Here is a 24,533-nt window from a genome sequence, read left to right as displayed (position 1 = left end):
TTATTTGCCGCCCTTCCAGAAAGCCTCTTCCTTGGCCTTCTTAGCCTGCTCAGCCTTAACAGCTGCGTTGTACTTATCCTGAGCAGCCTTCTTGACCTTAGCTTCAGCCATCTGCTTGTTCATACGCTCAGCCTGACCAGTAAGAGTTACGTCTTCCTGAGCAGCCTTGTTGCTGAGGTTGATAGCGCTGTCGTAGTTACCGTTTACTGCTGCAATCTGTGCACGAATCATATCTGCCTTACCTGCAAGAGCTGGAGTGATTGTTGTAGCCTGAGAAAGATACTTCTCAGCGTTGCTTGTGTTACCACTCTTAAGCATAGCCTTTGCAACCTGCAAACAGATCTTAGCCTTCTGCTGCTCGTTAGGGCAGAGAGTAAGAGCCTGATCGTAGTACTTTGCAGCGGCAGCAGCCTGATTGTTGCGGTTAGCATCAGCAGCACAACCGATAGCAGACTCGTAAGTAGGCTTGATTGCGTGTGCATACTTAGCAGCCTTGTAATAAGTCTCGAACTTAGTTGCGTTGTTAGCTGACATGATTGACAATACTGAGTTCAAGTAGTCAACGTCGTTCTTGTTAGCCTCAATCTTAGGAGTAAACATCTTGTTAAGCATCTCTGGCTCTGCAGCCTTAGATACAGCAAGTGTTGCCTCGGCGTTGCTCTGTACTGGGTCGTACTGGTCAACAATCTGCTTAGCCTTTGCTGGGTTTGGCTCGTTGTTGGCAGCAGCAAGCATCTTCTCGCAAATCTCAGTAGTCTCCATGTAGTCCTTCAAGAACTGCTCGCGGAAGCCTTCTGGATCAGCCTGATACTTAGCGTATGATACGTCGAAGTACTTAGAAAGAACGAAGCCCTGTACATTCTCATCGTCCTTCTGAGCGATGATGTCGATACCCTTGCGGAACATAGTGTAGGCTACATCGTTAGTTGCGCCGCAGCCGGCACCGTATGTGATGTAGTCGTAAGCCTTACGGCAGTACATATCGCCAAGAGTACTCTTTGTACGAACTGTTGCGTTAAGCTGGTCGAGCTTTGAGATACGCTCGTCCCACAAAGCCATAAGCTCGTTAAACTTAGCTTTCTTGTTAGCGGCGTTAGTCTCTGAATATACAAGATTCTGAAGAATTGTTGCACCTTTCTGATAAAGTGCCATGTTGTGCTTGCAACTTGCGTTATCCATCACAGCTTTCCAAGGAAGATATGCATCCTTATAGTTCTTCTGCTTGTAGTACTCCTGATAGATACTCATGTTGCTCATGCAATCGTCCTGAGCGAAAGCATTACCTGTTGCTGCAAAAGCAAGTGCAGCAATGCATGCAAGATTTTTAACGTTCATTGTATAATGAGATTTAGTTTTTTAATAATAAATTTTCTTACTCTCCTTATTTTTCTCTTATAGTGTTTAATCGAATTTCCACTTCATGAACCATCTCTCGTTGAATGTAAGTCCCACACAAACACGCAGATAATTCTCTGTCAGCCCGATTGCCGACGACTTGCTGTTTACCCACTGTGCGGAAATGTTCAGGCACGAGCGATTGTTAATCTGGTTCTGTATTGGCAGCGAAAAACCGCCAGTTACACTTATTTCTCTTGGTCCGTCTGCTCCGTTTACCTTTATATATGGAGTAGAGTATGATGCACCTAAGCGGTATTTAACTCTTCTCAGATACTTGCGGCTCACAGGGTTTGGAATATATTCCGCACCAACTGCAAATCTGCTTCTGTCAAGCAGATAGCCAGTTCTTGAGGCGTAGATTGTAGTTTTGGTTGTACCGTTTGCTACGTCTTCCTTCATCGGGAATTTGCAGTCGCCCCACTTTTGCAGAGTGTAATCTGCTCCAATAGTAAGACGGTTGTCGTGTCTATAAGTTACACCTGCACCTATTGTCAGCGGCAGTTCGAAAGCGTCTTTAATGGCGGGATTTCTATTAGAGTATATTGTGTCGCCGCTGCTGTCCATCAGAGTCTCGTACAATGAGGCATCGTTGTTGATTGTGTGTCCCAAAGTGGCTGCTGCACCGATGGTAAGGCTTTTCTTTGCATCCATCTTGAGCGTGTACTGTGCTCCCAAGTCTATGCTGTATGTCGATATGCTTGCCGAGTACAGACAATAGTTGATATACGAACTTGACAAACTTGGTGTGTATGTGATGGTGTGCTGAATGTCTCCGAACATATATGAGAAGTTGGCACCTACCGAAAGGTTGTCGAGGATTCGGTAACCCGCTCCAACGAAAGCCTTGTGCAAGCCTCCAGAGCCTTTGTATGAGGCTGTAGAGGTGTAGTTGTTTGGATTATAGTCATCCTTTGAGCCCTCAATATCGGATGTAGTACTTGACTCGTATCCTATGCGTGAGAAAGGTTGCACGCCAACCGTCATTCCAATATTCTTCCAAGCCCTGAACTGCATTGTAAGATAGTCGAAACTTGAACTCTTCTTGTTTGTCTTATTCTTTCCGTATGAATAGTTCACGTTCTCTAACGATACACCGGCGTCAAAGATGAATGTAAGTGAGTCTACAGCCGAGTATGATGCCGGGTTGAGTGTGTTTACCTTACCGTTTTCGCGTATTCCGTACCCAATACCACCCATTGCTGAAGAGGATCCCGAAGTAGCATCGGATAATTTTCCAAAACCGTATCTTGAGTATGGTGTAGAAACACCGTTCTGTGCTTTGGTATTGCCTGCGAGCAGGCTCAGCATCAAGATGCAGCTCAACGTTCCGTTAATTTTCATCCAAAATTCTGTTTAGGCCAATTAATACTAAATTTTTGTTTGTTACGATGGTGTCATCAAGGCTATTGGCAAGCCATTCCGAATCGCCACCTGTCAAAAAAACCATTAAATCGGGATGCTTTACCTTTGTCTTGCGGATGTATCCCTCAATTTCCATAGTTACTCCTTTTGTTATTCCCGAGCGAAGTGCCGTGGTGGTGTCGAACCCAAAGTCGGGCGTTTCACCCTCGAGCGTAATCTCGGGCAATGAGGCTGTCATAGCATGCATAGCCTTCATTCTTATGTTCAGACCGGGCGAGATGTTGCCTCCCCAGTATCTGCCTTCGCTGTCGAGAAACTCGTATGTTATACATGTTCCTGCGTCAACAACGAGGGTGTTGTTTCTGTTGTTCAGCGTGTACGCTCCGACTACGGCAGCAAGCCTGTCCGACCCAAGCGTGTTGGGTGTGTGGTACATGTTCTGTACCGGGATGTTTGTCGTAGCGTCGAGTTTCATCATCTTGAACGGGAGATTTGAAATCTGTCGCTCAATGTCAGCAGAAAGCGGAACTACAGTTGACAATATGCCTTTGGTTGGCTGATACTTTTGTATCAACTCTTCCAGATGATAGAACGAAGAGTTGGAGTCGTTTATTACATCCACCATCTCGTTTTTTTCAAAAACCGCAATCTTCGCGGTTGTGTTGCCTATGTCAATAATCAAATTCACGTAATCCACGCTTTTACGATGCAAAAATAAATTAAAAAACATTATATTCATAGTTTTCTTGCCTATTTTGTTATTTTTTTTTTGACTTTTAGTGCATGTGTACTTTAAAAACACTATTTTTGCACGTGATTTTATGAAACATAGGGTACAGAAAACAGATGCTATTTATCAGTTGCTGACATTTATTTTGTTGGCGAGCATGTCGATGCCTGTTGCTGCCGATGATTTTCATGCCGATTCTGCAACCGTGAGTCTGCTAACTTGCAGCGGGGGCAGGGAGGTGTACGAGCAGTATGGACATACGGCAATCCGCTTCAACAACAACCGCGGAACTGATATTACGTTCAATTACGGCGTGTTCGACTTTAACACACCCGATTTTGTGTATCGTTTCATAAAGGGCGAGACCGACTATCAGCTTGGCATTGAGCCGTTTGAATATTTTCGTTCGTCTTATGCTCGCAGAGGCTCTGAGGTGAGGGAGCAGGTGCTCAATCTTACATCTGATGAGAAAGTAAGACTATTCCAGTCGTTGTGCGTAAATTTCCAGCCTGAAAACAGAATATACCGCTACAATTTCTTTTACGATAACTGCACGCTGCGTGCACGCGACATGATTGAAGGAAGCGTTGAAGGCGGAATTGAATACAATGGCTTTGATACCGATGTGCCTGCCGAAGAGACTGTTTCGTATCGCGACATAATTCATCATTACAACAGTTTCGACCCTTGGAACTCGTTTGGCATAGACATGCTTCTTGGAAGCGGCGCGGATGCTTGCATAACCGACAAGAAGAAGATGTTTGCTCCGCAATACTTGTCGTCGAGTTTCCGCAAAGCGAAGAAAGACAACGGAGAGGCGATAGTGGCATCGGACAGCGTGGTGGTGGCAGCATCGGAAGATACGCTGAAACCAGTCGTTACCGTTCTGACTCCTTCTACCGTGTTTGCAATTCTTCTGCTGCTGTCGGTGGTTGCGTGTTACTATGAATTCAAGAAAAAAACTTCATATTGGATTGTAAACTCAATAATATATCTGGCGCAGGGATTGGCTGGTTGCATAATAGCCTTTCTTTCAACATGCTCGGTACATCCAACCGTCGACAGTAACTGGTTGGTGTGGGTTTTTAATCCTTTGCCTCTTCTTGCCATACCTTATATTATATATAGGGGAGTGAAGAACAGAGAGTGTGCATATCACAGATGTGCGTTTGTAGTCATCGCGCTGTTTCTGATAGCAATGCCGCTTATTCCGCAGAAGTTTGTTCTTCCGCACTATCTTCTTGTAATGCTTCTGCTGTCACGCTCGGCTGTGCCGGCATATTATCAATTTTTAAAATATAAAAAGTAAAATATAATGAATTTCAATGCTTTATTAGCCAAGTTGTTTGGTAATAAATCAACTCGAGATATGAAGGCTATTCAGCCTTGGGTTGAAAAGGTTAAGGCTGCTTATCCTGAAATAGAGAAACTATCTAACGATGAACTTCGTAAAAAGACAAAGGTTCTTCAGGCATATCTGCAAGACAAGGTGAAGGAAGAGAAAGCCAAGATTGAAGAACTGAAGGCTAAAATCGAGGAGACTGAACTCGAAAACCGTCAGCCAATCTTTGAGCAGATTGACAAGATAGAGAAGCAGGTTCTCGACAAACTTGAGGAAGGCTTGACTGAGATTCTTCCTGAAGTGTATGCCATCGTTAAGGATACTGCGCGCCGCTTTGCCCAGAACGAGACTGTAGAGGTTACAGCAACCGACTACGACCGCGAGTTGGCAGCAACAAAGGATTTTGTCGAGATTGACGGCGACAAGGCTATCTATCATAACCACTGGCTTGCCGGCGGAAACGACTTGACTTGGAACATGGTTCACTACGACGTTCAGTTGTTTGGTGGCGTTGTTCTTCATCAGGGTAAGATTGCCGAGATGGCTACGGGTGAGGGTAAGACTCTCGTTGCAACCCTTCCTGTGTTCCTGAATGCCTTGACAGGTAACGGCGTTCATGTCGTAACTGTGAACGATTATCTGGCTAAGCGTGACTCTGAGTGGATGGGACCTCTCTATCAGTTCCACGGACTTACCGTTGACTGCATCGACAAGCATCAGCCAAACTCAGAGGCTCGTAGAAAAGCGTATAGAGCCGATATCACATTTGGTACAAACAACGAGTTCGGTTTCGACTATCTGCGCGATAACATGGCAACAAGTCCTGCCGACCTCGTTCAGCGTCAGCACAACTATGCCATTGTCGATGAGGTCGATTCTGTGCTTATCGACGATGCCCGTACTCCTCTTATCATCTCTGGTCCTATTCCAAAGGGCGATGTAGAGCAGTTGTTCAACGAATACAAGCCTCTTGTAGAGCAGCTCGTGGCTGTTCAGCGCAAGTTGGCAACAGAATATCTTGCCGAGGCAAAGAACCTTATGGCAAGCAGCGACTCTAAGCAGGTTGAAGCTGGAGCATTGTCGTTGTTCCGCAGCCACAAGGCGTTGCCAAAGAACAAGCCGCTCATCAAGTTCCTCAGCGAGCAGGGCGTTAAGAACAAGTTGCTGAAGACAGAGGAAGAGTACATTCGCGACAATAACCGCCGTATGCCAGAGGCTGTCGAGCCTTTGTACTTCGTTATTGATGAGAAGCAGAACAGCGTAGACCTTACAGACAAGGGTAACGCATTCCTTGCCGACCTTGTTCACGATGACCAGTTGTTCGTGTTGCCTGATATCACCTCAATCCTTTCAGACCTTGAAAAGGAAAAGGCTGCCGGCAAGATTACAGAAGAGGAATTCGTAGAGAAGAAAGATAGCGCATTTGCCGACTATTCAACAAAGAGCGAGCGAGTTCATACAATTCAGCAGTTGCTGAAGGCATACACAATGTTCGAGAGAGACACCGAGTATGTTGTTATCGACGGAAAGGTTAAGATTGTTGATGAGCAGACTGGCCGTATAATGGAAGGCCGCCGTTGGAGCGATGGCTTGCATCAGGCTGTCGAGGCTAAGGAAGGTGTAACCATCGAGGCTGCAACTCAGACATTTGCAACAATCACTTTGCAGAACTACTTCCGTATGTATCACAAACTTGCCGGTATGACAGGTACTGCAACAACCGAGGCTGGTGAGTTCTGGGATATCTACAAACTCGACTGCGTTGAGATTCCTACAAACCGCCCAGTTGCTCGTATTGATATGAACGACCGTGTTTACAAGACAAAGCGCGAGAAGTATACTGCCGTAATCGAAGAGGTTGTTAAGATGCGCGAGGCTGGTCGTCCTGTTCTTGTTGGTACAACATCTGTCGAGATTTCAGAGTTGCTGAAGCGAATGCTCGACATGCGCCACATTCCTTGTCAGGTGCTTAATGCCAAGGAGCACGCACGCGAGTCTATGGTTGTTGCCGAGGCAGGTAAGAGCATAAACGGACTTGGTGTCGTAACAATCGCAACAAACATGGCAGGTCGTGGTACCGATATTAAACTTACCGACGAGGTTAAGGCTGCCGGTGGTCTTGCAATCATTGGTACAGAGCGTCACGAGAGCCGTCGTGTAGACCGCCAGTTGCGTGGTCGTGCCGGTCGTCAGGGCGACCCGGGTTCATCAGTATTCTTCGTTTCTCTGGAGGATAATCTGATGCGTCTGTTCGGAAGTGAGCGTATTGCCAGCGTTATGGATCGCTTCGGTTACGAGGAAGGCGATATGATTGAGCATCCTATGATTTCACGTTCAATCGAGCGTGCTCAGAAGAAGGTAGAGGAGAATAACTTCGGTATCCGTAAGCATCTGCTTGAGTATGATGATGTTATGAACCGTCAGCGTACCGTTATCTACGAAAAGCGTCGCCACGCGTTGATGGGTGAGCGCATCGGTAACGATATTGCAAACATGATATGGGACCGCGTAATCACAATCATCAAGAATAACGATTACGAAGGAATCAAGGAGTCGATGATTGAGGTTTTCGCAATGGAGTGTCCATTTACTCAGGATGAGTTCGAGACGGTTCCACGCGAGAAACTCGAGGACGATACTTATGCAGCCGTTATGGATGTATTCAAGCGTCGTTCTGACAGAATTGCAAGCATCGCATATCCTGTGATAAAGAATGCTTACGAGTCGCCACAGGGTCAGATGTTCGAGAACATCATGATTCCTATTGTTGACGGAAAGCGCATGTACAACGTTCAGTGCTCAATGAAGGAGGCTTACGAGACTGAGTGCAAGAGCGTTGTGAAGCAGTTCCAGAAGATAATCCTTCTTCACTCTATCGACGAGGGATGGAAGGAGAACCTTCGCGACCTCGATGAGTTGAAACATTCTGTTCAGAATGCAAGTTATGAGCAGAAAGATCCGCTTTTGATTTTCAAACTTGAGAGTGCCAAGATTTTCGACTCAATGGTCGACAAAATTTACAACGATGCAACTTCTGTGCTTATGCGTGCCCAGATTCCTGTTGCACCTAACGAAGAAAATGGTCCGGCTGCTCCTGAGTTGCGCGAGGCTGAGCCTGAGCGTCCTGCTCCACGTCAGCAGTACACCGAGACTAAGGTTGACATTGACGAGGCTCGCGAGGCTGCACAGCGTGATGCTGCAAGTCACGACACACGCGAGGTTCAGCGCACTCCAATCGTGAACGAAGGTCCGAAGATTGGACGCAACGATCCTTGTCCTTGCGGAAGCGGCAAGAAGTACAAGAATTGCCACGGAAAGAACTTGTAAAGATTGGTCTGAAAAGATTTGTATATGATAGAAGTCTGCATCACATCGATGCAGACTTCTTTTTTTTGCAAAAATCGAATTTTATTGGCATAAAAATACGTGCGAGGCCTTTGCTGACGAAAAATATTATCTGCCAACTTGTTGTTTTACAAAACGATAAGTGTAATCAGCCTTTTTTGTTTTATAAAACATAAATATTTTTTTTGCATATTTCATAATAACTTTTAAATTTGTAGCGCGTTTACTGATAAATGCAATGAAACAAGCTAACTATGTTAAAATGATAACGATTTGATCGTTACCCATGAAAAATAAGAGAAACTTAAATAACAAAAGCTAAACTAATCACTATTAATTAAAAACAATCTAACCATGTCGAAAAATTTGAATTTATTTCGAATTGCACTGACAATGCTGTTGCTCGTTTTTGTTGCGGCGTTGCATGCGCAGACTGTGAAGGGAGTTGTAAAAGATTCAAGTGGAGAGCCGATCATTGGTGCTTCTATCTTGGAACTTGGTACCCAGAACGGTACAACTACCGATCTTGAGGGAGCGTTTACCCTCAAGGTGCAGAGCACTAACCATGAACTTCAGTTCTCATACATCGGTATGAAAACTCAAACCGTAAAGATTGGTGCTACCCGCGAATTTAAGATTGTCCTTGAGGATGACTCAAAGACATTCGAAGAAATCGTTGTTGTTGGTTATACAAGCCGTGCGCGTAAAGACCTTACCGGTTCTGTCGGTTCGGTTTCTGGTGCAAAACTTGCCGAAGTGCCTGTGGCATCTGCTGCCGAGGCTCTTCAGGGAAAGATTGCCGGTGTGCAGGTAACAACCGACGATGGTGCTCCGGGTGCCGAGGTTAACATCCGTATTCGCGGTGGCTCGTCACTTTCTTCAGACTCGAGCAAGCCTTTGTTCATTGTCGATGGTTTCCCGCAGGATAACATCAACGATATTCCTCCAACAGATATTCAGAGCATGGATATCCTGAAGGATGCTTCGCTTACAGCCATCTATGGTGCGCGAGGAGGTAACGGCGTTGTTATCGTAACAACAAAGTCGGCTAAGTCGGGCAGCGTAAAAGTTGATTTCAACACATACTGGTCGTGGAGCAAACTTGCCGGAAAGTTGGAGATGCTTAACACTTACGAGTTTGTGAAGTATCAGCTCGATTATTGTATCGCAAACAATGGCCGTACTTATCAGTTTCGCAGAGACTATGGTAACCCTAACGACCTTGACATTTACAAGAACTGTGTAACTCACGACTGGCAGGACGAGGTTCTTGGCGGAACTCCGCTTACACAGAACTATAATGTAACCTTGACTGGTGGTAACGACAAGATTCGCTTCAACACATCTTTGTCTCACAACGATCAGGAGGGTTTGGTTGATAACACAGGTGTTCGCCGTACAAACATGAACACCAAGCTGAACATCACGGTAAGTCCTAAGGTGCAGATTCTCATCAATCCACGTTTTACTTACCGTCGCGACCTTGGTGCTGGTTCGAGCAACATTGGTACAAACGGACTTGTTGGCGTGCTTCGTTACCGCCCGACAAACGGCTTGCGCGAGTATGCAAGTCCTGCCGAGCAGATGCTTAGCTACGATGAGGAGAAATACTGGGCAATGTCAAGCCCAAAGGACGATATCGACCAGAACTATCAGTTGAAGCATACTTATACCTTTACTAATCAGGCAAGTATAACTTGGAACATTCTCGAAGGACTTACATTCAAGTCTGATTTCGGTTTGTCTTGGATGTTCAGAGATACAAACCGTTTCTATGGCGCTTTGACATCAAAGGGTATTGCAAATAATGATATGCCGTTTGCCGAGATTACCAAGTATAACAAGATGGATTACACTTGGACAAATACTCTGAACTATGGCATTACATTGAACAAGAGTCACGACCTTTCATTCTTGTTGGGTCAGGAAATCCAGCATTCAGAAAATGAAACTCATTATTCTGCTTCACGCTATTTCCCACAGACAATTTCTCCGCGCGATGCGTTCAACAACATGGGACTTGGTTCTGCTTATCAGATAACATCATCAAGAAGCACTCCAATCCGTACCGCTTCATTCTTCGGACAGGCTGCTTACAACTACAAGCACAAGTATCTTATTTCTGCTACATTCCGTGCCGATGGTTCGAGCCGATTCGCACCAGGACAGCAGTGGGGCTACTTCCCTTCAGCATCAGCCGGTTGGGTTGTTTCTGAAGAAGGATTCTGGGGCGAAAACAATCTTGTAAATATGTTCAAGGTTCGTGTTGCCATCGGTACTTCGGGCGATAACAACATTGGCGAGGACAGATGGAGATATGTATATTCGGTTAATGCAAACGGCGGTCCAAGCTGGGGCGAGAATACCGTTTCAAAACTTGGTGAGGTTTATTATGCTGCCGAGAGCCTGTTCCCTAATACCGATATCAAGTGGCAGACAAAGGTTTCGCGTAACTTGGCATTCGATATTCAGTTGTTCAAGGGACGTCTGACAATTACTCCTGAGGTTTATTGGGATACAACGCACGACCTTCTTTACAAGTGCGAGATTCCTACAACTACTGGTTATGCTACTCAGTATCAGAATATTGGTCAGGTTACTAACCGCGGTTTCGAAATCTCTGTATCGGGCGATATTCTTCGCGGAAAGGACTACTTCCTTACAGGTAGTTTCAACCTTGGTATGAACAAGACTCGCGTTGACAAGGTTAACGGCGTGAACAACTATTTCGAGGCTTCGAGCTGGGACAGCGAGAACAACTTCCGCATGGTTGTCGGTCAGGAACTCGGCCTTATCTACGGTTACGTTTACGACGGCATCTACCAGTTCGACGAGTTTAACCGCAACGGCTTCAACTACGAGCCTAAGGAAGGAACGGTTGAGGGCTTGTTCGGTACTTTGCCGGGACGCATAAAGTTCAAGGATCTTGACGACAGCGGCAGCATCGACATTAACGACCGCACCGTTATTGGTAACACCAACCCACGCTATCAGGGAGGTTTCAGTTTGAACGGCCAGTACAAGAATTTCGACTTCAATGCAAACTTCGTATATATGCTCGACTTCGATATTCTTAACGCTACGGCTTATGAACTCTCATCGGCTAAGGACGCAAGTCAGAAGAAACCGTACAACGTTCTTGCCAAGTTCAACTACGACAACCGTTGGGTTTACTATGGCGACATCTATACTCAGAATACCGATGGAACACAGAGTATCTACAATCTTAACGAGCCTTTGTTGAGCAACTCTCAGCATATCGACTATCTTGATGTATATGAGCAGCTTAACTCAGGCAAGACTTTGTGGAATCCGCAGGATGTAACAACACGCTACACTCACTCTTACTTTGTTGAGGATGGCTCGTTCCTGCGCTTGCAGAACGTAACTGTTGGATACACTCTGCCAAGCGAGTTGACTAAGAAGGTGGGCATCTCTAAACTTCGTGCTTATGTAACAGGTTCTAACTTGTTCTGCATTACAAGTTACTCTGGCTACGACCCTGAGGTTAACATCCAGAAGGGACTTACTCCAAGTGTCGACTACAACACTTATCCGCGTAGCCGCAGCTATTTGTTTGGTCTTAACATGACATTCTAATTTAATCAAAAAGAAATCCATGAAGATTAAAAATATATTTCTCGTAGGTCTTGCTTCTTTTGGCATGGCGTCATGTAACGATTATCTGGAGACGGAAGCGCCTTCAAAGCTTACAGACGACTATGTTTTTTCAACAGCAGAAGAGGCTAACCGACTTTTGAACGGTGTGTATCAGGCCACATGTTCGAGTAATACTTATGGCAATGCCTATCTTACAACATTCTGCCTAAACAGCGATGTTGAGTTTACAACATCGTCGGCTGAGTTGAAGAGTGCGAGCCACAACGAATGGAAACTGTTTGACGGCGAGGCCGACGGTAGCGGTCTGGAGAGCACATGGAACGCTGTCTACGCGGCCGTTGAGCGTGCCAATAACTTTGTAAACGCTGCTGAGAACAGCGATTTGTACAAGTCAGGCAACGAAGATTTGAACCAGATGATTGGCGAGGCTAAGTGCATCAGAGCCATGAACTATCTCGACGCCGTAATTCTTTGGGGCGATATTCCGTTCTCGCTTACCCGTACATACGACAACGAGAGCCTTATAATGCCAGTTGCCAGCCGCGATGTAATCCTTTCAACCCTCATCAGCGACTTGCGCGAGGCTGCTCCGAAGATGAAGATGGCATCGAATATAACCGAAGGCGTAGAGCGTTGCTCTAAGGAGTTTGCTTGGTCGCTTATCGCCCGTATGTCGTTGTTCCGCGGCGGATATTCACTTCGTCACAACGACGGCGATACAAAGGGCTACAAGATGGAGCGTCCTGCCGATTATCTTGACTATTACAAGATTGCACGCACTTATGCCGATTCTGTAATCAAGTCTGGCTCGCACAATCTTACAAAGGATTATTTCACAGTTTTTGTTGACGAGTCAAACTACAAGGTTGCGACTGGCGACGACCCAATTTTCGAGATTCCATTTGTGCAGGATGTAAACGGAAGTATTGGTTACATTCACGGACCAAAGGGCGACGAGTCTAGTGCCGGCGGTACTGAAGGCAAGAACATCTGGGGTAAGTCATCAGGTTCTGTTGGTTTGAATGCCTTCTATCGCTTCACATTCGACTCAGAAGACAGCCGTCGCAATACAATTGGTTACTGGTCATACAGTTACGACGGAACTCCTGTTGCCGTTGCAAGTTACAACAACTACTGTAACAAGTGGTCTAAGTTCTGGGATGAGGCTGGAACATTGGGCAAGAACAGTTCTGGCAACACCGGCGTGAACTTCCCGTACATGCGCTATGCCGACGTCCTTTTGATGTTTGCCGAGGCTGATAATGAGATTGAGGGCAAGCCGACAGACGAGGCAAAGGCTGCTTTGAAGGCTGTGAGAGAGCGTGCATTCCGCTCAGCCAATAACAAGAGCGACAAAGTTGATGCCTATGTTGATGCAGCATCTACTAAGGAAGCATTCTTCGACCTCATCGTAAAGGAGCGTGCTTGGGAGTTTGGCGGCGAGAACATCCGCTGGAAAGACCTTATCCGCTGGAATATGTATAACAAGGTGGTTTATCAGCAGTTCTGGAAGTACTACGGAATGGGTTGCGACCGCGATGACTCTTACGACTACGAGGGCATCTTCAACAAATTGCCGGGCGTATGCTTCTACAAGGTCCTTTCACGCGACAGCCTGAACAAGTACCCAGAGAAGTACACAGCCGAGAAGTATCCTGAACTGGCATCTTATCCAAACAAGACTCTCGATGTTCTTGAATTCTTCCGTTACGATTCAGACGATTTGACAATCGTGAACCTTTGGGACAACTTCGGTATGAACGTAGACTATATGCCATCAGAGGTTGGTTCGGATGCTTGGAGCAAGGTTACATTCTTCAGTTGGCTCGATGACGAGACAGGTATTGCAAAGGCTCCTTGCCGCTGCTCTTTGCGTGGATACATCTATATCGATGTTTACGGTGTAATCACACCTGCCTCAATGCCTGAGTTCAACTCGCTCGATGTGCTCGAGACATTGCCTCCGGTACGTTACATGCTGCCTTATCCAACCGACGCTATAACAAAGAGTCAGGGCGCATACAAGAACTACTATGGTTACTAATTAAAAATGACAGAAACAATGAAGAAATATAATAAATATATTTTCGCTTCAATGCTGCTGGGAGCATCGGCTATGTTTACAGCCTGCTCCGACAGCCCAAGTTGCGACGGCGGAGAGAGCAACCGCTTGTTCATGCCGATGTTCCGTCTTACACAGAATCTGAACAGCACGACAGACAAGTATCATTGCGATATCACCACACGTCTTTCTTCGGATGTACTTCCAAACGGATATACTCCTCATGTTAACGATATCATGATGATTTGGTATCAGGTGAACGATGCTGCCGGCTACGAACTTAAGGCAAAGGTTCAGGGAACGGAGTGGGACAGAGACGAAGTGCTCGATACAATCCTTACTGCCGACCAGTATCAGTTTATCCACGAGGATTTGCAGTACAGCGTTGGATACCTGTATGCCATCCGTGCGCTTGCAAGCATCGACGGCTGCGACGGAAAGGGCAAGATGAAGCCTGAATATCTGGCTAATCCTAACGACCCGCGCAACTCAAAGTGGTACGGCTACGGCGACGGTTCGCATCAGAACGATATGTCACGCGACGACTCGCGCGAGCAGACTGGTAGCATGACAACAGGTATGCGCTACGATGTTCCGTCGGTTTTCTGGACTGAGGACGTTACGAAGACAACGATGAAGGTCTACTTCAATACGCTTACCGACCAAAGCACGGTTAATTCGTTCAAGGATTTCTTGGATGCCGGCGCAACAACTACGACGAGCGGCGACGATGTGAACTGGGATTTCGACCAGATTTGCGTTGTGCCATCTGCCGACAATCCTACACTTCCTGCCATCTATCATGATGTAACTGATGCCGAGCGCGCTCAGGGCTATGTTGAGTTTACCGGACTTGAGAGTAATGCGGCCTACATCGTAAGTGGTATGAACAACAAGGTTGCCCGCTACTACGACCGTCAGTACAACTCTACAATGGTGCGTATGCAGGGCGATCCGGGCGAACCAATCAAGTTGAAGTGGTATTGCGACCCTAACGATACTATTCTTCACAACAACGGTAATCAGGTGGGAACGGTATTCGGTTCAGAGAACCTTCAGGCTTGCCGTATCGATACAGTTCTTACAAACTATATGAGCGACAACACGATTGCCGAAGGTCAGGTGTTCTATCTTGAGGGCGGCAAGACATATTATACTTGCACAACCGTTGAGATGACAAAGGGATTCACCCTTGAAACCGACCCTGCCGACATTGCCGCAGGAAAGGGACGAGCAACGGTTCTTCAGGGTGTTGGATATACAAATGCCGACCATACGGCAACCAACGCCAACAACTGGGGATTGTGCCGTAACGCACGCTCTGGCGCAGAGAACGGCGTATGTCTGGCAATTCAGCCAATCGTATTCAACAACATCAACTTCCAGCCTGAGTACTGGTATAATTATTTCGACCAGAAGGCCAGCGACGGCAATTCTAAGTTTACCATCAACGGTAACTACTTCATGAATATGTATTCTCAGGGCTTGTCGTTCTCTCTTGCCGAGTTGAAGGTGAGCAACTGTACATTCCAGGGCCATGTCCGCGGATTTATCCGTTTCCAAGGTCCTAACCGACAGATTATCGAGAAACTGACAGTTGAGAACTGCGTATTCTACAACGAGGGCGGTTACGATACAAACGGCCGTGGATATTCATGGTTTGCAGGTCCGGGTAACAACCGAAACTCAAACTTCTACAAGAACTTCACGTTCCGTAACAATACAATCGTGAACTCTCCGCGTCATGCACTCGTAACAGAGAACAAGCAGCTTGCTTGGCCAGAGGGTACAACATGGAATATCACGGTAGAGAATAATACATTCGTAAACTTCTCGCCACGTTCAAACAACAAGGCTCACGGATTGATGTTCGAGATTGCTTATCCTCCAAAGAATTCTAAGATTACTTGCAAGAAGAACTTGTTTGTATTTGCCGGAAATCCAAACGAGGTTGTTGATGGCGTTAGCGGCCGTGACTTCTACATGAAGGGTATGGTTGTAAACCCAATGAGTCCTGTATACGACTTTGCCGACAACTATTCTACTGTCGTTCCTGCATATCAGAACTTCAAGTCATCGAACAACGGCACAACGCTGCTCGATGGTATGTTTGCACAGAATGCATTCAGCAACTCATCTACAGGTGCGGGCTACAACAAGGGCGCGTTTAACGTAGGCGGTTTCGGCGAGACTAAGATCAAGTTCGGCGATAATCTAAACGAGAACGAGGACGATGCCTGCGGCTATCAGCTTACAGCCGAGGAGTTGTTCAAGAATCCTGCTCCAGAGGGTACGGTAAATGCCAAGGAGACATTCACACGAAAGGCTTACTACCATTCAACTCTCGACGGATTCTACATCAACAAGACCGAGAAGGTGATGAATCACCCAATCTACAAGAAGCAGATTGGCGACCCACGCTGGTTTACAGGTGCATCTTGGAACGGTGAAGGCAGTTCGTCAGCATCGGCTAAGTCACGCCGCAGTTACATCTCTGCAAGTTGGTTCAAGTAAACTGCATATCAGAATATAAAAAAAAAGGAAAGTCCGGCAGAAAGTGTCGGGCTTTCTTTTTTTGTCTTTTGGGGCGCACAAAAAAAGGATGCTGTTTAAGCATCCCTTTCTTTAATCGTAATAATTAATTGATATAAAATCGTAATAATTCCTTTGTTCTCTTTAGACATTGCAAATATACGTAACAGTCTCTAAAACACCGTTAAACTTTATTTTACTTTTCTTTTACCCCTTGGCATTTTGTGGCAGAAAACTTTACTTTTCTTTTACAAAGCGCGGTTTCTATTGCATTTAAAAAGAAAAATCTTAATTTTGCACCAACAAAAACTGATAATCAATTATGAATACAAGTAATCAAGAAGGATTGTATGTAATAGGTGCGGTTGGAGTGCTTATTTGTATTGCTGTGGTGTGCTGGCTTGCTTGGTACATCTGGTACAATATCAGACGCAAGAAGAATTTCAGTCAGACATACCGATTCGAGAACGAGAACCGAATGAAGATGCGCGACAACGAACGCAAGATTCAGGAACTGCGCTCGCTGCTCGACGATGCAAACCGTCGCATTGAGGACGGCGCGCACGACAAGGAGATGCTTGCCGCCAAGATTCGTGAGTTTGAGGAGCAGAATGCGCAGATAAAGATTAGCGAGCAGGAAACGCAGGCTTTCATGGCTGATATGGCTGGCGGCTCGCTGTGCAACGAACTTCACGCGCTTGCCCGAGGAGGTCAGATTGCCGCCGACGATATGCTTCTGCAACTCCTGAATGCCGTGGACGAGAAGAATCCGAAGTTCACATCATACATACGAACCAACATTCCGGAGATTTCGATACAGGATATTTATATCTGCACGCTTATCCGCCTCGGCTTCGGTCCGTCAGAGATTTCGGTTTTGATAGGCAGAAGTCCGACAGCCGTCACAAAAGTCCGCAAAAAGTTGTTGCAGAAGTTAACCGGCAACAACGGCAAGGCCGACGAGTTTGACAAGATAATAAGGGAGTTGTGATATAATATAACACAAAGATAGTAGAGGTGTTGAACTCACTAATAAAAACAGATAGTGTCGCTATCCTTGCGGATGGTGGTACTATCTGTTTTTTATTTATGAAAATCTGCATTAAGTGGACTGGAGAGATAGACCTTGTTTCAATTCCACTATGGTTCGATTAGAATTGTCTTTGCCTTTATTGCTTCGATGACGCGCATAGTCTGTTTCAATTCCACTATGGTTCGATTAGAATAGACTTGCCGCGCACCGCTGAAGGTGGGCGATGTGTAGTTTCAATTCCACTATGGTTCGATTAGAATGCAGAGACAAGGGCACTTGCCAAAGCCGAAGAGAGTTTCAATTCCACTATGGTTCGATTAGAATCACGCACAACCTTAATCAAGTTCGAGATAATCATGTTTCAATTCCACTATGGTTCGATTAGAATCGGCTGAAAGATAGCTGCGGTGTGTGGGTATGTTAGTTTCAATTCCACTATGGTACGATTAGAATTGAAGATTAAGAACCTCGAAGCACACAGAAAGAATCGTTTCAATTCCACTATGGTACGATTAGAATGCTGACAACAATAGGGCTGAAAGCCCCATGAAATCAAGTGCAAAATTACAAAAATAATCTGAAAGAAATGTCAATGTGTAATGATAAAAAAATGCCGAAGATCGACAACTGTTTTTTAATCAGAGTATTAGAACGAAAAATATACCTTGTTAAAGTTTTTTGTTGGCGTAAGAATAACTAAAAAATGTAGTTCGACAACCTAAGAGGTTATAGAAAATTATCAATTGGATTTCGTTCTGCGCCTATAATACGCTTATCCATAAACATTTGCGAGCGCGATGAGAATACTATTATGCTGTCAATGTCTGGATCCATAAATTTTTTAGCAGATGCTTCTAACTGTATTAGTTGAAATTCGGTTATTTCTCCTTCAAAGACAGAATTCTGAACCCAATTTAAATATTTGCGACACAGTTTTAGCATCTTTGCAACTCGTTTCTCCATACATAACTCCATATTAATTCCGTTGGCAAAGAGCCAAAGTTTGCGTTTGCAAACCTGATAATAGTTGAAATGTGTGCCGGTAATGCGCATAATAAACTGTTTTTAACTGTTGCAAAAAATGCAACAGTTGGTTAAACGATTGTTAGTAACGCTCAAAGTGGTTGTTGCGTTTTTTGCAACAACCATTGTAACACCGTCTGATTTCTGATATAATATTATGTTGCTCTGTTCGTTGGGCATAGTTTTATTTAGTTTACAACTTTATAATGTGTATACGATTTTGACGAACCGATTTTGCTAATTGGCAAAAACAAAACTCGGTTTTTTCTCTCGGTTTTTGCATCTGTATAACTGTTAACATTTTCAAAATTAACCTTACTGCCAAAATCGTCAAATTCTTGCAACAATCCGGCTGATTGAATTTTTGAAACATCAAACTGAATAACATTTGCTTTCTCAGGACTGTCATTAAAATCGATAAACTGAAAAAAACAGCCACGTTTGCCAAATTGGTTTATCGTACAAAGATATTGTTTCAGAAAAACACTTTCGCCAAACATACCTTTTGTTTCAAAAATCAATTCCAAATCAGAGTCAAGGAAAACATATTCCCTGAAACTAACCGTTGATTTGAATGGTCCCTTGTCTCTCTGCTTTTGAATTTTGACAAAACAATTATTTACACAAAAATTTCCGCTGATTCGGTAACTTATTTTCAAGTCCCTAATCGCCCAAAATTTTTGCGGCTCTTTGTCAAAATCAACGCCGCCCAACGAAATAGCCTGATTAACCAACGCCATTTTTACAGCATACGGCGACGGCAGAAACAACGACTTTGCTCCCGAACTCGTGGAGTTGCTGTCGCGTAACGAGAACAAAGCCGTTGGTCTATATACTGCGGAAAATACCATAACTAACCGATTTTATAAGGTTTTGCATCCATCAAATTTGCAAAAATTTCAGTCAGTTTGCCAAATCCGTCAAACTTCTCAACCTCAATTGCTCCTGCCTGAATTTTATTCAAGTTAGAGGCAATTTCATTGATTTCTTTTGCATAATCTTCATTGAGTGCGCTGATTGTTGGCGCAGGAATCAGTTTGTGCGAAACTGATACAACGCCCTTAAAATCAGTGATGTGCGGTTTTTGTGCGCTTGTCATTGCGCCTTTCGGATTCAGAATAGAACTCAAAAGACTCTGCAAAACCGCCTTGTAACGGTTGGTTCTCTCAGCGTCTCCAATGGCATACTGACGGTTAATATCGTTCAATCCGATACGGTAAGTATCTATATTGCAAACAAAAGCGTAAACACCATTGTTTGCCGGACGGTGGAATATATTCTGACCTTCGTTGCTTGCCGTAGCACTTCCCTTGCTGCCTGCATCGGCTACAAGTTTTGTGTGAACGTATGTTTCCGTGTTATTTTTGCCGGGAATACCGACCGTCCACGCAAACTCAATTACAGATTTGCGGGGAGTATTTGTACTGCTTTTATTGTCGCCGACTTTGTCTGTTATCAAAACACCGTGAGCATCACAAATTGCACATTTCTTTATCAATGCATTCACAACATCGGTTTGATTATGAGTTGATTTGCCCGCCTCCGCCTTTAAATCGTCTGCTTTGATTCGATTTGGGTCCAATTTCTTAGAATACTCGCTCAATGGAATATTGTTCTCGATGCAATAATTGAGCATGTGAGCAGCGTGAATATGTTTGAACATATCGCCGCTGATTCCTGTAACGGTCTGTTCTTCACCGTTTTTGTCAACGATTGTAAGTTGGCGGGTCATTATCTGATTACCTTCGCCACCTTCATTGTTAAGCGAATGAAGGTTCAATGTCATTTCACCACAGACAGATACTGACGATATTGGTTTTGTTTTGTCCATACTTTGAAAATATTAATAGTTACTATTCTTGTTCATCATAAATTGTGTCTTCTTCATCATCAGATTTCTCTTTTTTTGGAAGTGCAAATCCGTATGAAGCCAACATAGCACCGACAAGTTTCGATGGATATTTGTCCAATAATCCATAAAACAATGTCAGTTTGTCATTCCTTACATTCTTTCTGAAAGCACGGTCTTCTTTTTCGGCTTTGCGAGATGTTTCGGCATTGTACAAGGAAACAAATTCGCCGATGTATGCCGCCAAATCGCCTTTGGTTTTGGATTTGGTTTGCAACGCCTGAGCAACACCGTAACGTACTTCGTATTTGCGTTGGTCTTTCTGCAAATACTGCAACCAAACGGTACTTTTTCTGATTGCCTCAGCAATCGCCTGAAAGCCTTCATTTTCAATGATGTCTTTCAAATTAAAGTCTTGATTATCCATACTCGTGTAGAATTTATTTAGTGTTTTGAAAGTGAATATTCCGGGTCTCTTTTGTTTTGAAAACTGATTCATCAAATATTCAGCATACCAAAACGAAAACTTAAAAAAATCGTTCAGATTGGAACTACTGATGAAATTTCTGTACATCAACAGACCTTGAACAGCACCTTTGTCTTCGTCCATTTTGCCTATTATAGAACGCTGACCGTCAATGATTTCTATCCAATCTTGTACGTCGTCTTTGCTGCCGATTTCTATAAATTCAGGAAGTTGAATAAAGCCAATATTAACAACGGCTTTATTCTGTCCCAAATCTTTTTGATACACGGAATGTAATCCGGCTACAATATCTTTAATTTTGCGTCTTCTACCCGCGAAAGGTGTGTTTTCTACCAATAGTCTTGCAAGCAACAAAGTACACAAAACGTCAATTTTTATGGGCGTATTTCCTTTCGAATATTTCTTTAACGATGGTATTATTTTGTGCTTGTTTACAAAATTGAGTTGCTTATATTCAGGTACAAATACCTTCATGTCATAATTGCCGCCAACCTTTACAAGTTGACAAATCATATCGGTTAATGCTCCCGATATTTTCATTGCTTCCGAAACCCACGGCAACTTAAAATTTGATCCGGCAACAGAATTTGCTTTTGCGGCTTTAAGTCCCTTTCCCTGATTGGGATTATACAATTGCAAAGCCGTTGTGCTTGCTTCCGCAATCACCAAATCTTTCGGCAATTTTACATTGTTGCATTGATAAAAATCCAAAATGTATTTTATCAAAACGGGATAGTTTTCTCGATTCGCATAAAAATTGGAGTACAATTTATCAAAACCTGAAAAATTGTTTGGTACTTGAATTTGCGAATAAACATCAAATTCAATATCGCGCGGTTTTTCGGTTTCAAATACATTGTTGATTCGGTCGATTTCTTTTCGCTTTTCCTGTGTATCTTTGATAGCGTATGCCTTTTTAAGCAAATCCTGTTGTTCTTTTTTCCAAGCGTATTGTGTAGGGTAGTCATAATAATCAGGATATTGGCTTACATCTGAATCTGCTTTTTGCTTGATATACTTGAACGGCGGAAAGTATTTCAATTTTGAAATAATTTCATCTGTAATATCAACGGAAGTTGATACTTCAAAGCAATATTCTCTATCGGTTATTACAATATCCGTATCGGACATATTGACTGTTTCAAATATCTTGTGCAGAAAATTTGCCAATCCGTATGTTTCCAACAATTCGGAATACGTTCCCGATTTTTTATGTATTGTATATATGCTCATCTTTCGTAATATTTTTCAAGGTTTTCGGTAGCCCTTTGGTCGCACAAACGCAAAAGTCTTACCATTACAAAGTAAACAATCCATTCTTTAACTTTCTCACATTCGTCCAAATTGTCTCCGCGCTCTTTTATGTTATTAACAGGTTCTTTGTTGAAATTCAATGCCGTCAGCAATTTGTTGAACTCATTAATAACTGAACTTTTGATTTCAAAACTACAATAAGAATGCGTGTCAACGCTGTGATGTTTCAATATCGCATTGCTTATAGCACGTGCAAGTTCTTCGTTTCCTGCGTATTTATCAAAAATAATATCATAGATACGCATTGCACCGATTCCGGCGTGTGGCGGTTTTTGTTTAATTTTGCATTCTTCTCCGAGTTGCTTGTCTATATTCGCATCATAATCAGAATGTGCAAGCACTTCATAATAAGATGCGTCATTATTTTTCCGGCGTTGATAGTTCAACATTGTGTCTTGCCACAACTGGTTTAATTTGCCGAAATCGTGATAGCACAGTATCAGTTTTAAAAGGCTTTCCCAATCATAATTTTCGCCCCAAAAAGTACTCAAATTATTAAAAATAAAATCACAATTATGTTTAAAATCCTTGTCAAAGCATTTTATAAGTCCTTGACTATGTTCAAACAAAGAATCTTTCCGATACGAAAAATCTTCATTGGCACAATTCCTTCTCTCTTTGAGCGGTGAAGAAATATTGTTGCTATTTTGCCTTACTGACAAACCGAATTCTGGCGAGTAATCAAAATATCTATTATCGACGAAAATAATGTCGTAATAGTTTTTCATTTCGTCTATATCCAATTGTCTGAGTATAAATTTGTTTTCGTCGTCCCAATCAAAATCAAACTGACTATTGCTGTTTGATTCTGCTTTTGCAAAAATCCAATCGTCTTCTGAAATTCGGTTTTCTATAATTTTTTTTGCCCACCCGATAAAACTCCATCTGTACACACTTATCGTCTCATATTGCCACGGCATTATTTCAAACTCCACAGAATTATCCATATTAACAAGCACCAAATCAATACTTTGGATATCTCGGATGGTATTTCTATAATGTTTTTTGTCGCAATCGTGCCAAGATGCTGTTATCTTGTCAAAATTGAATGTGTTTGCACTCATCATTTTTGTCATTGTGGTTTCATTTTCGGTTAAAATGATGTTTACAAGTTTTTCAGAAATCTTATCATCAATGAAGCCTATTTTTTTCAATTCTGACAGTGTTTTGCAACACAGTTCTTTGTCGTAAGGAAGGTATTTGCTGTTAAGTTTTCTGATTTCTTTTTTATCTTCTTCACTTTGTTCTGATTCCGAAATCATATCTTTCTCTTCCATACTCAAAACATCATAAACCAAAACTTCTCCGTATTCGTTTTCAAAACGCGCACATCTGCCCGCCCTTTGAAGAAATGAATTTATTGGAGATATTTCAGTGTGCATTACATCACACGAAATATCCATTCCGGCTTCAATTACTTGAGTAGCAACGAGAATAACATCTTTTTCTGTGCTTTTCTTTCCGAAATAATGTTTTATAAGTTGCTCTTTTTGTTTGCGGTCAGAATCAAAAAAGCGCGAATGAATACAAAATACATTTGTATTTCCGTTTTTGATTTTGCAAAGTTCGGTAAAAATATTTTGTGCGCTTTCTACACGGTTGCAAATAACGATTGTTTTATTTTTATGTTTTTCAATTATCGCTTTTGCATTTAATGTATCACCGGAAACAAAAACTGCTTTCTTATATTGTCGTAACGGTGCTGGTTTTATTGATTTGATTTTTTTGCGGTCTTCTGGAAAATCTGCAAGCGTAACTACTTCAAAATTGAATTGATTTTGTGGATCAAATTCGTTTTTCATAAAACGCAGAAAACTATCTGAAAGCGTTGCTGTCATAATGCAAACACGACACATATTTTTGAGCATACGCAACATTCCAAGAGAAGTTGACATTGAAAGTTTTGAATCCAATAAATGAAACTCATCAAAAATCAAATAACTGCCAACTAACGCGCCTGCATTTATATTCGCTTGATTGTGCGACAAACCAAGCGGAAAGCACAAAAAACTACTCAGCGTTTGGTCAATAGTGGAGAATACAAGATTCTTTTCAAACATCGTATCATTATTAAACTCGCCTGTTTGAACCGAAGCCAACTCTTTCAGACAGGGGTAATTAAATTCAATTCTATCATTATTTAATATATCCCGAATGTCGGAATAAATAGAATTTGTCAAAGTACGTAACGGCAAACTGTAAATCGTTTTTTGAGGAAACGACTCAACACCTTTATGTATTGCATATAAAAAAGGCATAACAGAAGCCCACGTCTTACCTGAGCCGGTGGGAACGGAGAGAATGAGATTTTTTCCACTCAAAAGTAGTTCCGCAACCTTCACTTGGTAGTCGTATGGTTCAAAGCCTAATATATCTTTATAAAAGTTGATATAATCTGCTGTATTCATTTTATACCTTTTTTACGTCTCAAATAT

14 protein-coding genes, 1 pseudogene and 1 CRISPR repeat array are annotated in these 24,533 nt (G+C 43.2%); of the genes and pseudogenes, 6 read left to right on the top strand and 9 right to left on the bottom strand.

Annotated features, from left to right (window positions below; all coding sequences use genetic code 11):
- The 3 genes from T538_RS0102705 to T538_RS0102695 all read right to left on the bottom strand — a co-directional run bounded on the left by T538_RS0102705 (position 1) and on the right by T538_RS0102695 (position 3,448).
- On the bottom strand, positions 1-1,335 hold the full coding sequence (locus tag T538_RS0102705; protein ID WP_051655835.1) for a hypothetical protein: 1,335 nt from the start codon (positions 1,333-1,335) through the stop codon (positions 1-3).
- A gap of 66 nt (positions 1,336-1,401) precedes the next feature.
- On the bottom strand, positions 1,402-2,739 hold the full coding sequence (locus T538_RS0102700) for a PorV/PorQ family protein (protein ID WP_031531990.1): 1,338 nt from the start codon (positions 2,737-2,739) through the stop codon (positions 1,402-1,404).
- Positions 2,729-3,448 (bottom strand): type III pantothenate kinase, encoded by a 720-nt coding sequence (locus T538_RS0102695; RefSeq protein ID WP_031531988.1) that lies wholly within the window; start codon positions 3,446-3,448, stop codon positions 2,729-2,731. The genes T538_RS0102700 and T538_RS0102695 overlap by 11 nt, the downstream gene beginning before the upstream one ends.
- Before the next feature lie 133 nt (positions 3,449-3,581).
- Here T538_RS0102695 and T538_RS0102690 point away from each other — a divergent pair, with 133 nt between their 5' ends.
- The 6 genes from T538_RS0102690 to T538_RS0102665 all read left to right on the top strand — a co-directional run bounded on the left by T538_RS0102690 (position 3,582) and on the right by T538_RS0102665 (position 17,383).
- Positions 3,582-4,799, top strand: a complete 1,218-nt coding sequence (locus tag T538_RS0102690) for an Lnb N-terminal periplasmic domain-containing protein (protein ID WP_051655834.1) — start codon at positions 3,582-3,584, stop codon at positions 4,797-4,799.
- 6 nt (positions 4,800-4,805) lie between these two features.
- Positions 4,806-8,159, top strand: coding sequence for a preprotein translocase subunit SecA (gene secA / locus T538_RS0102685; protein WP_031531986.1), 3,354 nt, complete (start codon positions 4,806-4,808; stop codon positions 8,157-8,159).
- A 372-nt stretch (positions 8,160-8,531) separates the two neighbouring features.
- Entirely contained in the window at positions 8,532-11,777 is a 3,246-nt protein-coding gene (locus T538_RS0102680) for a SusC/RagA family TonB-linked outer membrane protein (protein WP_031531984.1), read from the top strand.
- A gap of 19 nt (positions 11,778-11,796) precedes the next feature.
- The gene (locus T538_RS0102675) at positions 11,797-13,842 is read left to right on the top strand and encodes a RagB/SusD family nutrient uptake outer membrane protein (RefSeq protein ID WP_031531983.1); all 2,046 of its coding nucleotides are present in this window, start codon (positions 11,797-11,799) and stop codon (positions 13,840-13,842) included.
- A gap of 18 nt (positions 13,843-13,860) precedes the next feature.
- A complete protein-coding gene (locus tag T538_RS0102670) occupies positions 13,861-16,374 on the top strand; it encodes a hypothetical protein (protein WP_031531982.1) in 2,514 nt (837 codons plus the stop codon).
- Positions 16,375-16,714: 340 nt separating this feature from the next.
- Positions 16,715-17,383 carry a hypothetical protein gene (locus T538_RS0102665; RefSeq protein ID WP_031531981.1) on the top strand — a complete coding sequence of 223 codons (669 nt, stop codon included), beginning with the start codon at positions 16,715-16,717 and terminating at the stop codon, positions 17,381-17,383.
- A gap of 137 nt (positions 17,384-17,520) precedes the next feature.
- A CRISPR array of direct repeats spans positions 17,521-17,944; the repeat unit is 19 nt; unit sequence GTTTCAATTCCACTATGGT.
- Between the two features lie 207 nt (positions 17,945-18,151).
- Here T538_RS0102665 and cas2 read toward each other — a convergent pair.
- The 6 genes and pseudogenes from cas2 to T538_RS0102640 all read right to left on the bottom strand — a co-directional run bounded on the left by cas2 (position 18,152) and on the right by T538_RS0102640 (position 24,506).
- A complete protein-coding gene (gene cas2 / locus T538_RS0102660; protein WP_031531980.1) occupies positions 18,152-18,400 on the bottom strand; it encodes a CRISPR-associated endonuclease Cas2 in 249 nt (82 codons plus the stop codon).
- Positions 18,395-18,478, bottom strand: a pseudogene (locus T538_RS18555) (Dna2/Cas4 domain-containing protein); the annotation flags it as partial. The gene cas2 and the pseudogene T538_RS18555, both read right to left, overlap by 6 nt.
- Positions 18,479-18,636: 158 nt before the next feature.
- Positions 18,637-19,188, bottom strand: a complete 552-nt coding sequence (locus tag T538_RS17560; protein WP_051655833.1) for a hypothetical protein — start codon at positions 19,186-19,188, stop codon at positions 18,637-18,639.
- A 113-nt stretch (positions 19,189-19,301) separates the two neighbouring features.
- The gene (locus tag T538_RS0102650) at positions 19,302-20,279 is read right to left on the bottom strand and encodes a DevR family CRISPR-associated autoregulator (RefSeq protein WP_031531977.1); all 978 of its coding nucleotides are present in this window, start codon (positions 20,277-20,279) and stop codon (positions 19,302-19,304) included.
- 22 nt (positions 20,280-20,301) lie between these two features.
- Entirely contained in the window at positions 20,302-22,017 is a 1,716-nt protein-coding gene (locus T538_RS0102645; protein WP_031531975.1) for a hypothetical protein, read from the bottom strand.
- Positions 22,014-24,506, bottom strand: a complete 2,493-nt coding sequence (locus T538_RS0102640) for a CRISPR-associated helicase/endonuclease Cas3 (RefSeq protein ID WP_031531974.1) — start codon at positions 24,504-24,506, stop codon at positions 22,014-22,016. Before T538_RS0102640 ends, T538_RS0102645 begins: the two co-directional genes overlap by 4 nt.
- Positions 24,507-24,533 lie beyond the last annotated feature (27 nt).

Origin of the sequence: Bacteroides sp. Ga6A2 (genome assembly GCF_000702225.1) — a bacterium.
In the GTDB taxonomy this organism is placed as follows: domain Bacteria; phylum Bacteroidota; class Bacteroidia; order Bacteroidales; family Bacteroidaceae; genus Ga6A1.
The sequence above is the reverse complement of the archived record's forward strand: the minus strand, read 5'-3'. Positions and strand labels throughout refer to the sequence as shown.

What these genes read in the sequence shown, in the direction of transcription:
- T538_RS0102680 (WP_031531984.1), top strand. Translation starts at nt 8,532, where the DNA reads ATGTCGAAAAATTTGAATTTATTTCGAATTGCACTGACAATGCTGTTG.
- T538_RS0102675 (WP_031531983.1), top strand. Translation starts at nt 11,797, where the DNA reads ATGAAGATTAAAAATATATTTCTCGTAGGTCTTGCTTCTTTTGGCATG.
- T538_RS0102705 (WP_051655835.1), bottom strand. Translation starts at nt 1,335, where the DNA reads ATGAACGTTAAAAATCTTGCATGCATTGCTGCACTTGCTTTTGCAGCA.
- T538_RS0102650 (WP_031531977.1), bottom strand. Translation starts at nt 20,279, where the DNA reads ATGGACAAAACAAAACCAATATCGTCAGTATCTGTCTGTGGTGAAATG.
- cas2 (WP_031531980.1), bottom strand. Translation starts at nt 18,400, where the DNA reads ATGGAGTTATGTATGGAGAAACGAGTTGCAAAGATGCTAAAACTGTGT.
- T538_RS0102690 (WP_051655834.1), top strand. Translation starts at nt 3,582, where the DNA reads ATGAAACATAGGGTACAGAAAACAGATGCTATTTATCAGTTGCTGACA.
- T538_RS0102645 (WP_031531975.1), bottom strand. Translation starts at nt 22,017, where the DNA reads ATGAGCATATATACAATACATAAAAAATCGGGAACGTATTCCGAATTG.
- T538_RS0102700 (WP_031531990.1), bottom strand. Translation starts at nt 2,739, where the DNA reads ATGAAAATTAACGGAACGTTGAGCTGCATCTTGATGCTGAGCCTGCTC.
- T538_RS0102670 (WP_031531982.1), top strand. Translation starts at nt 13,861, where the DNA reads ATGAAGAAATATAATAAATATATTTTCGCTTCAATGCTGCTGGGAGCA.
- secA (WP_031531986.1), top strand. Translation starts at nt 4,806, where the DNA reads ATGAATTTCAATGCTTTATTAGCCAAGTTGTTTGGTAATAAATCAACT.
- T538_RS17560 (WP_051655833.1), bottom strand. Translation starts at nt 19,188, where the DNA reads ATGGCGTTGGTTAATCAGGCTATTTCGTTGGGCGGCGTTGATTTTGAC.
- T538_RS0102640 (WP_031531974.1), bottom strand. Translation starts at nt 24,506, where the DNA reads ATGAATACAGCAGATTATATCAACTTTTATAAAGATATATTAGGCTTT.
- T538_RS0102665 (WP_031531981.1), top strand. Translation starts at nt 16,715, where the DNA reads ATGAATACAAGTAATCAAGAAGGATTGTATGTAATAGGTGCGGTTGGA.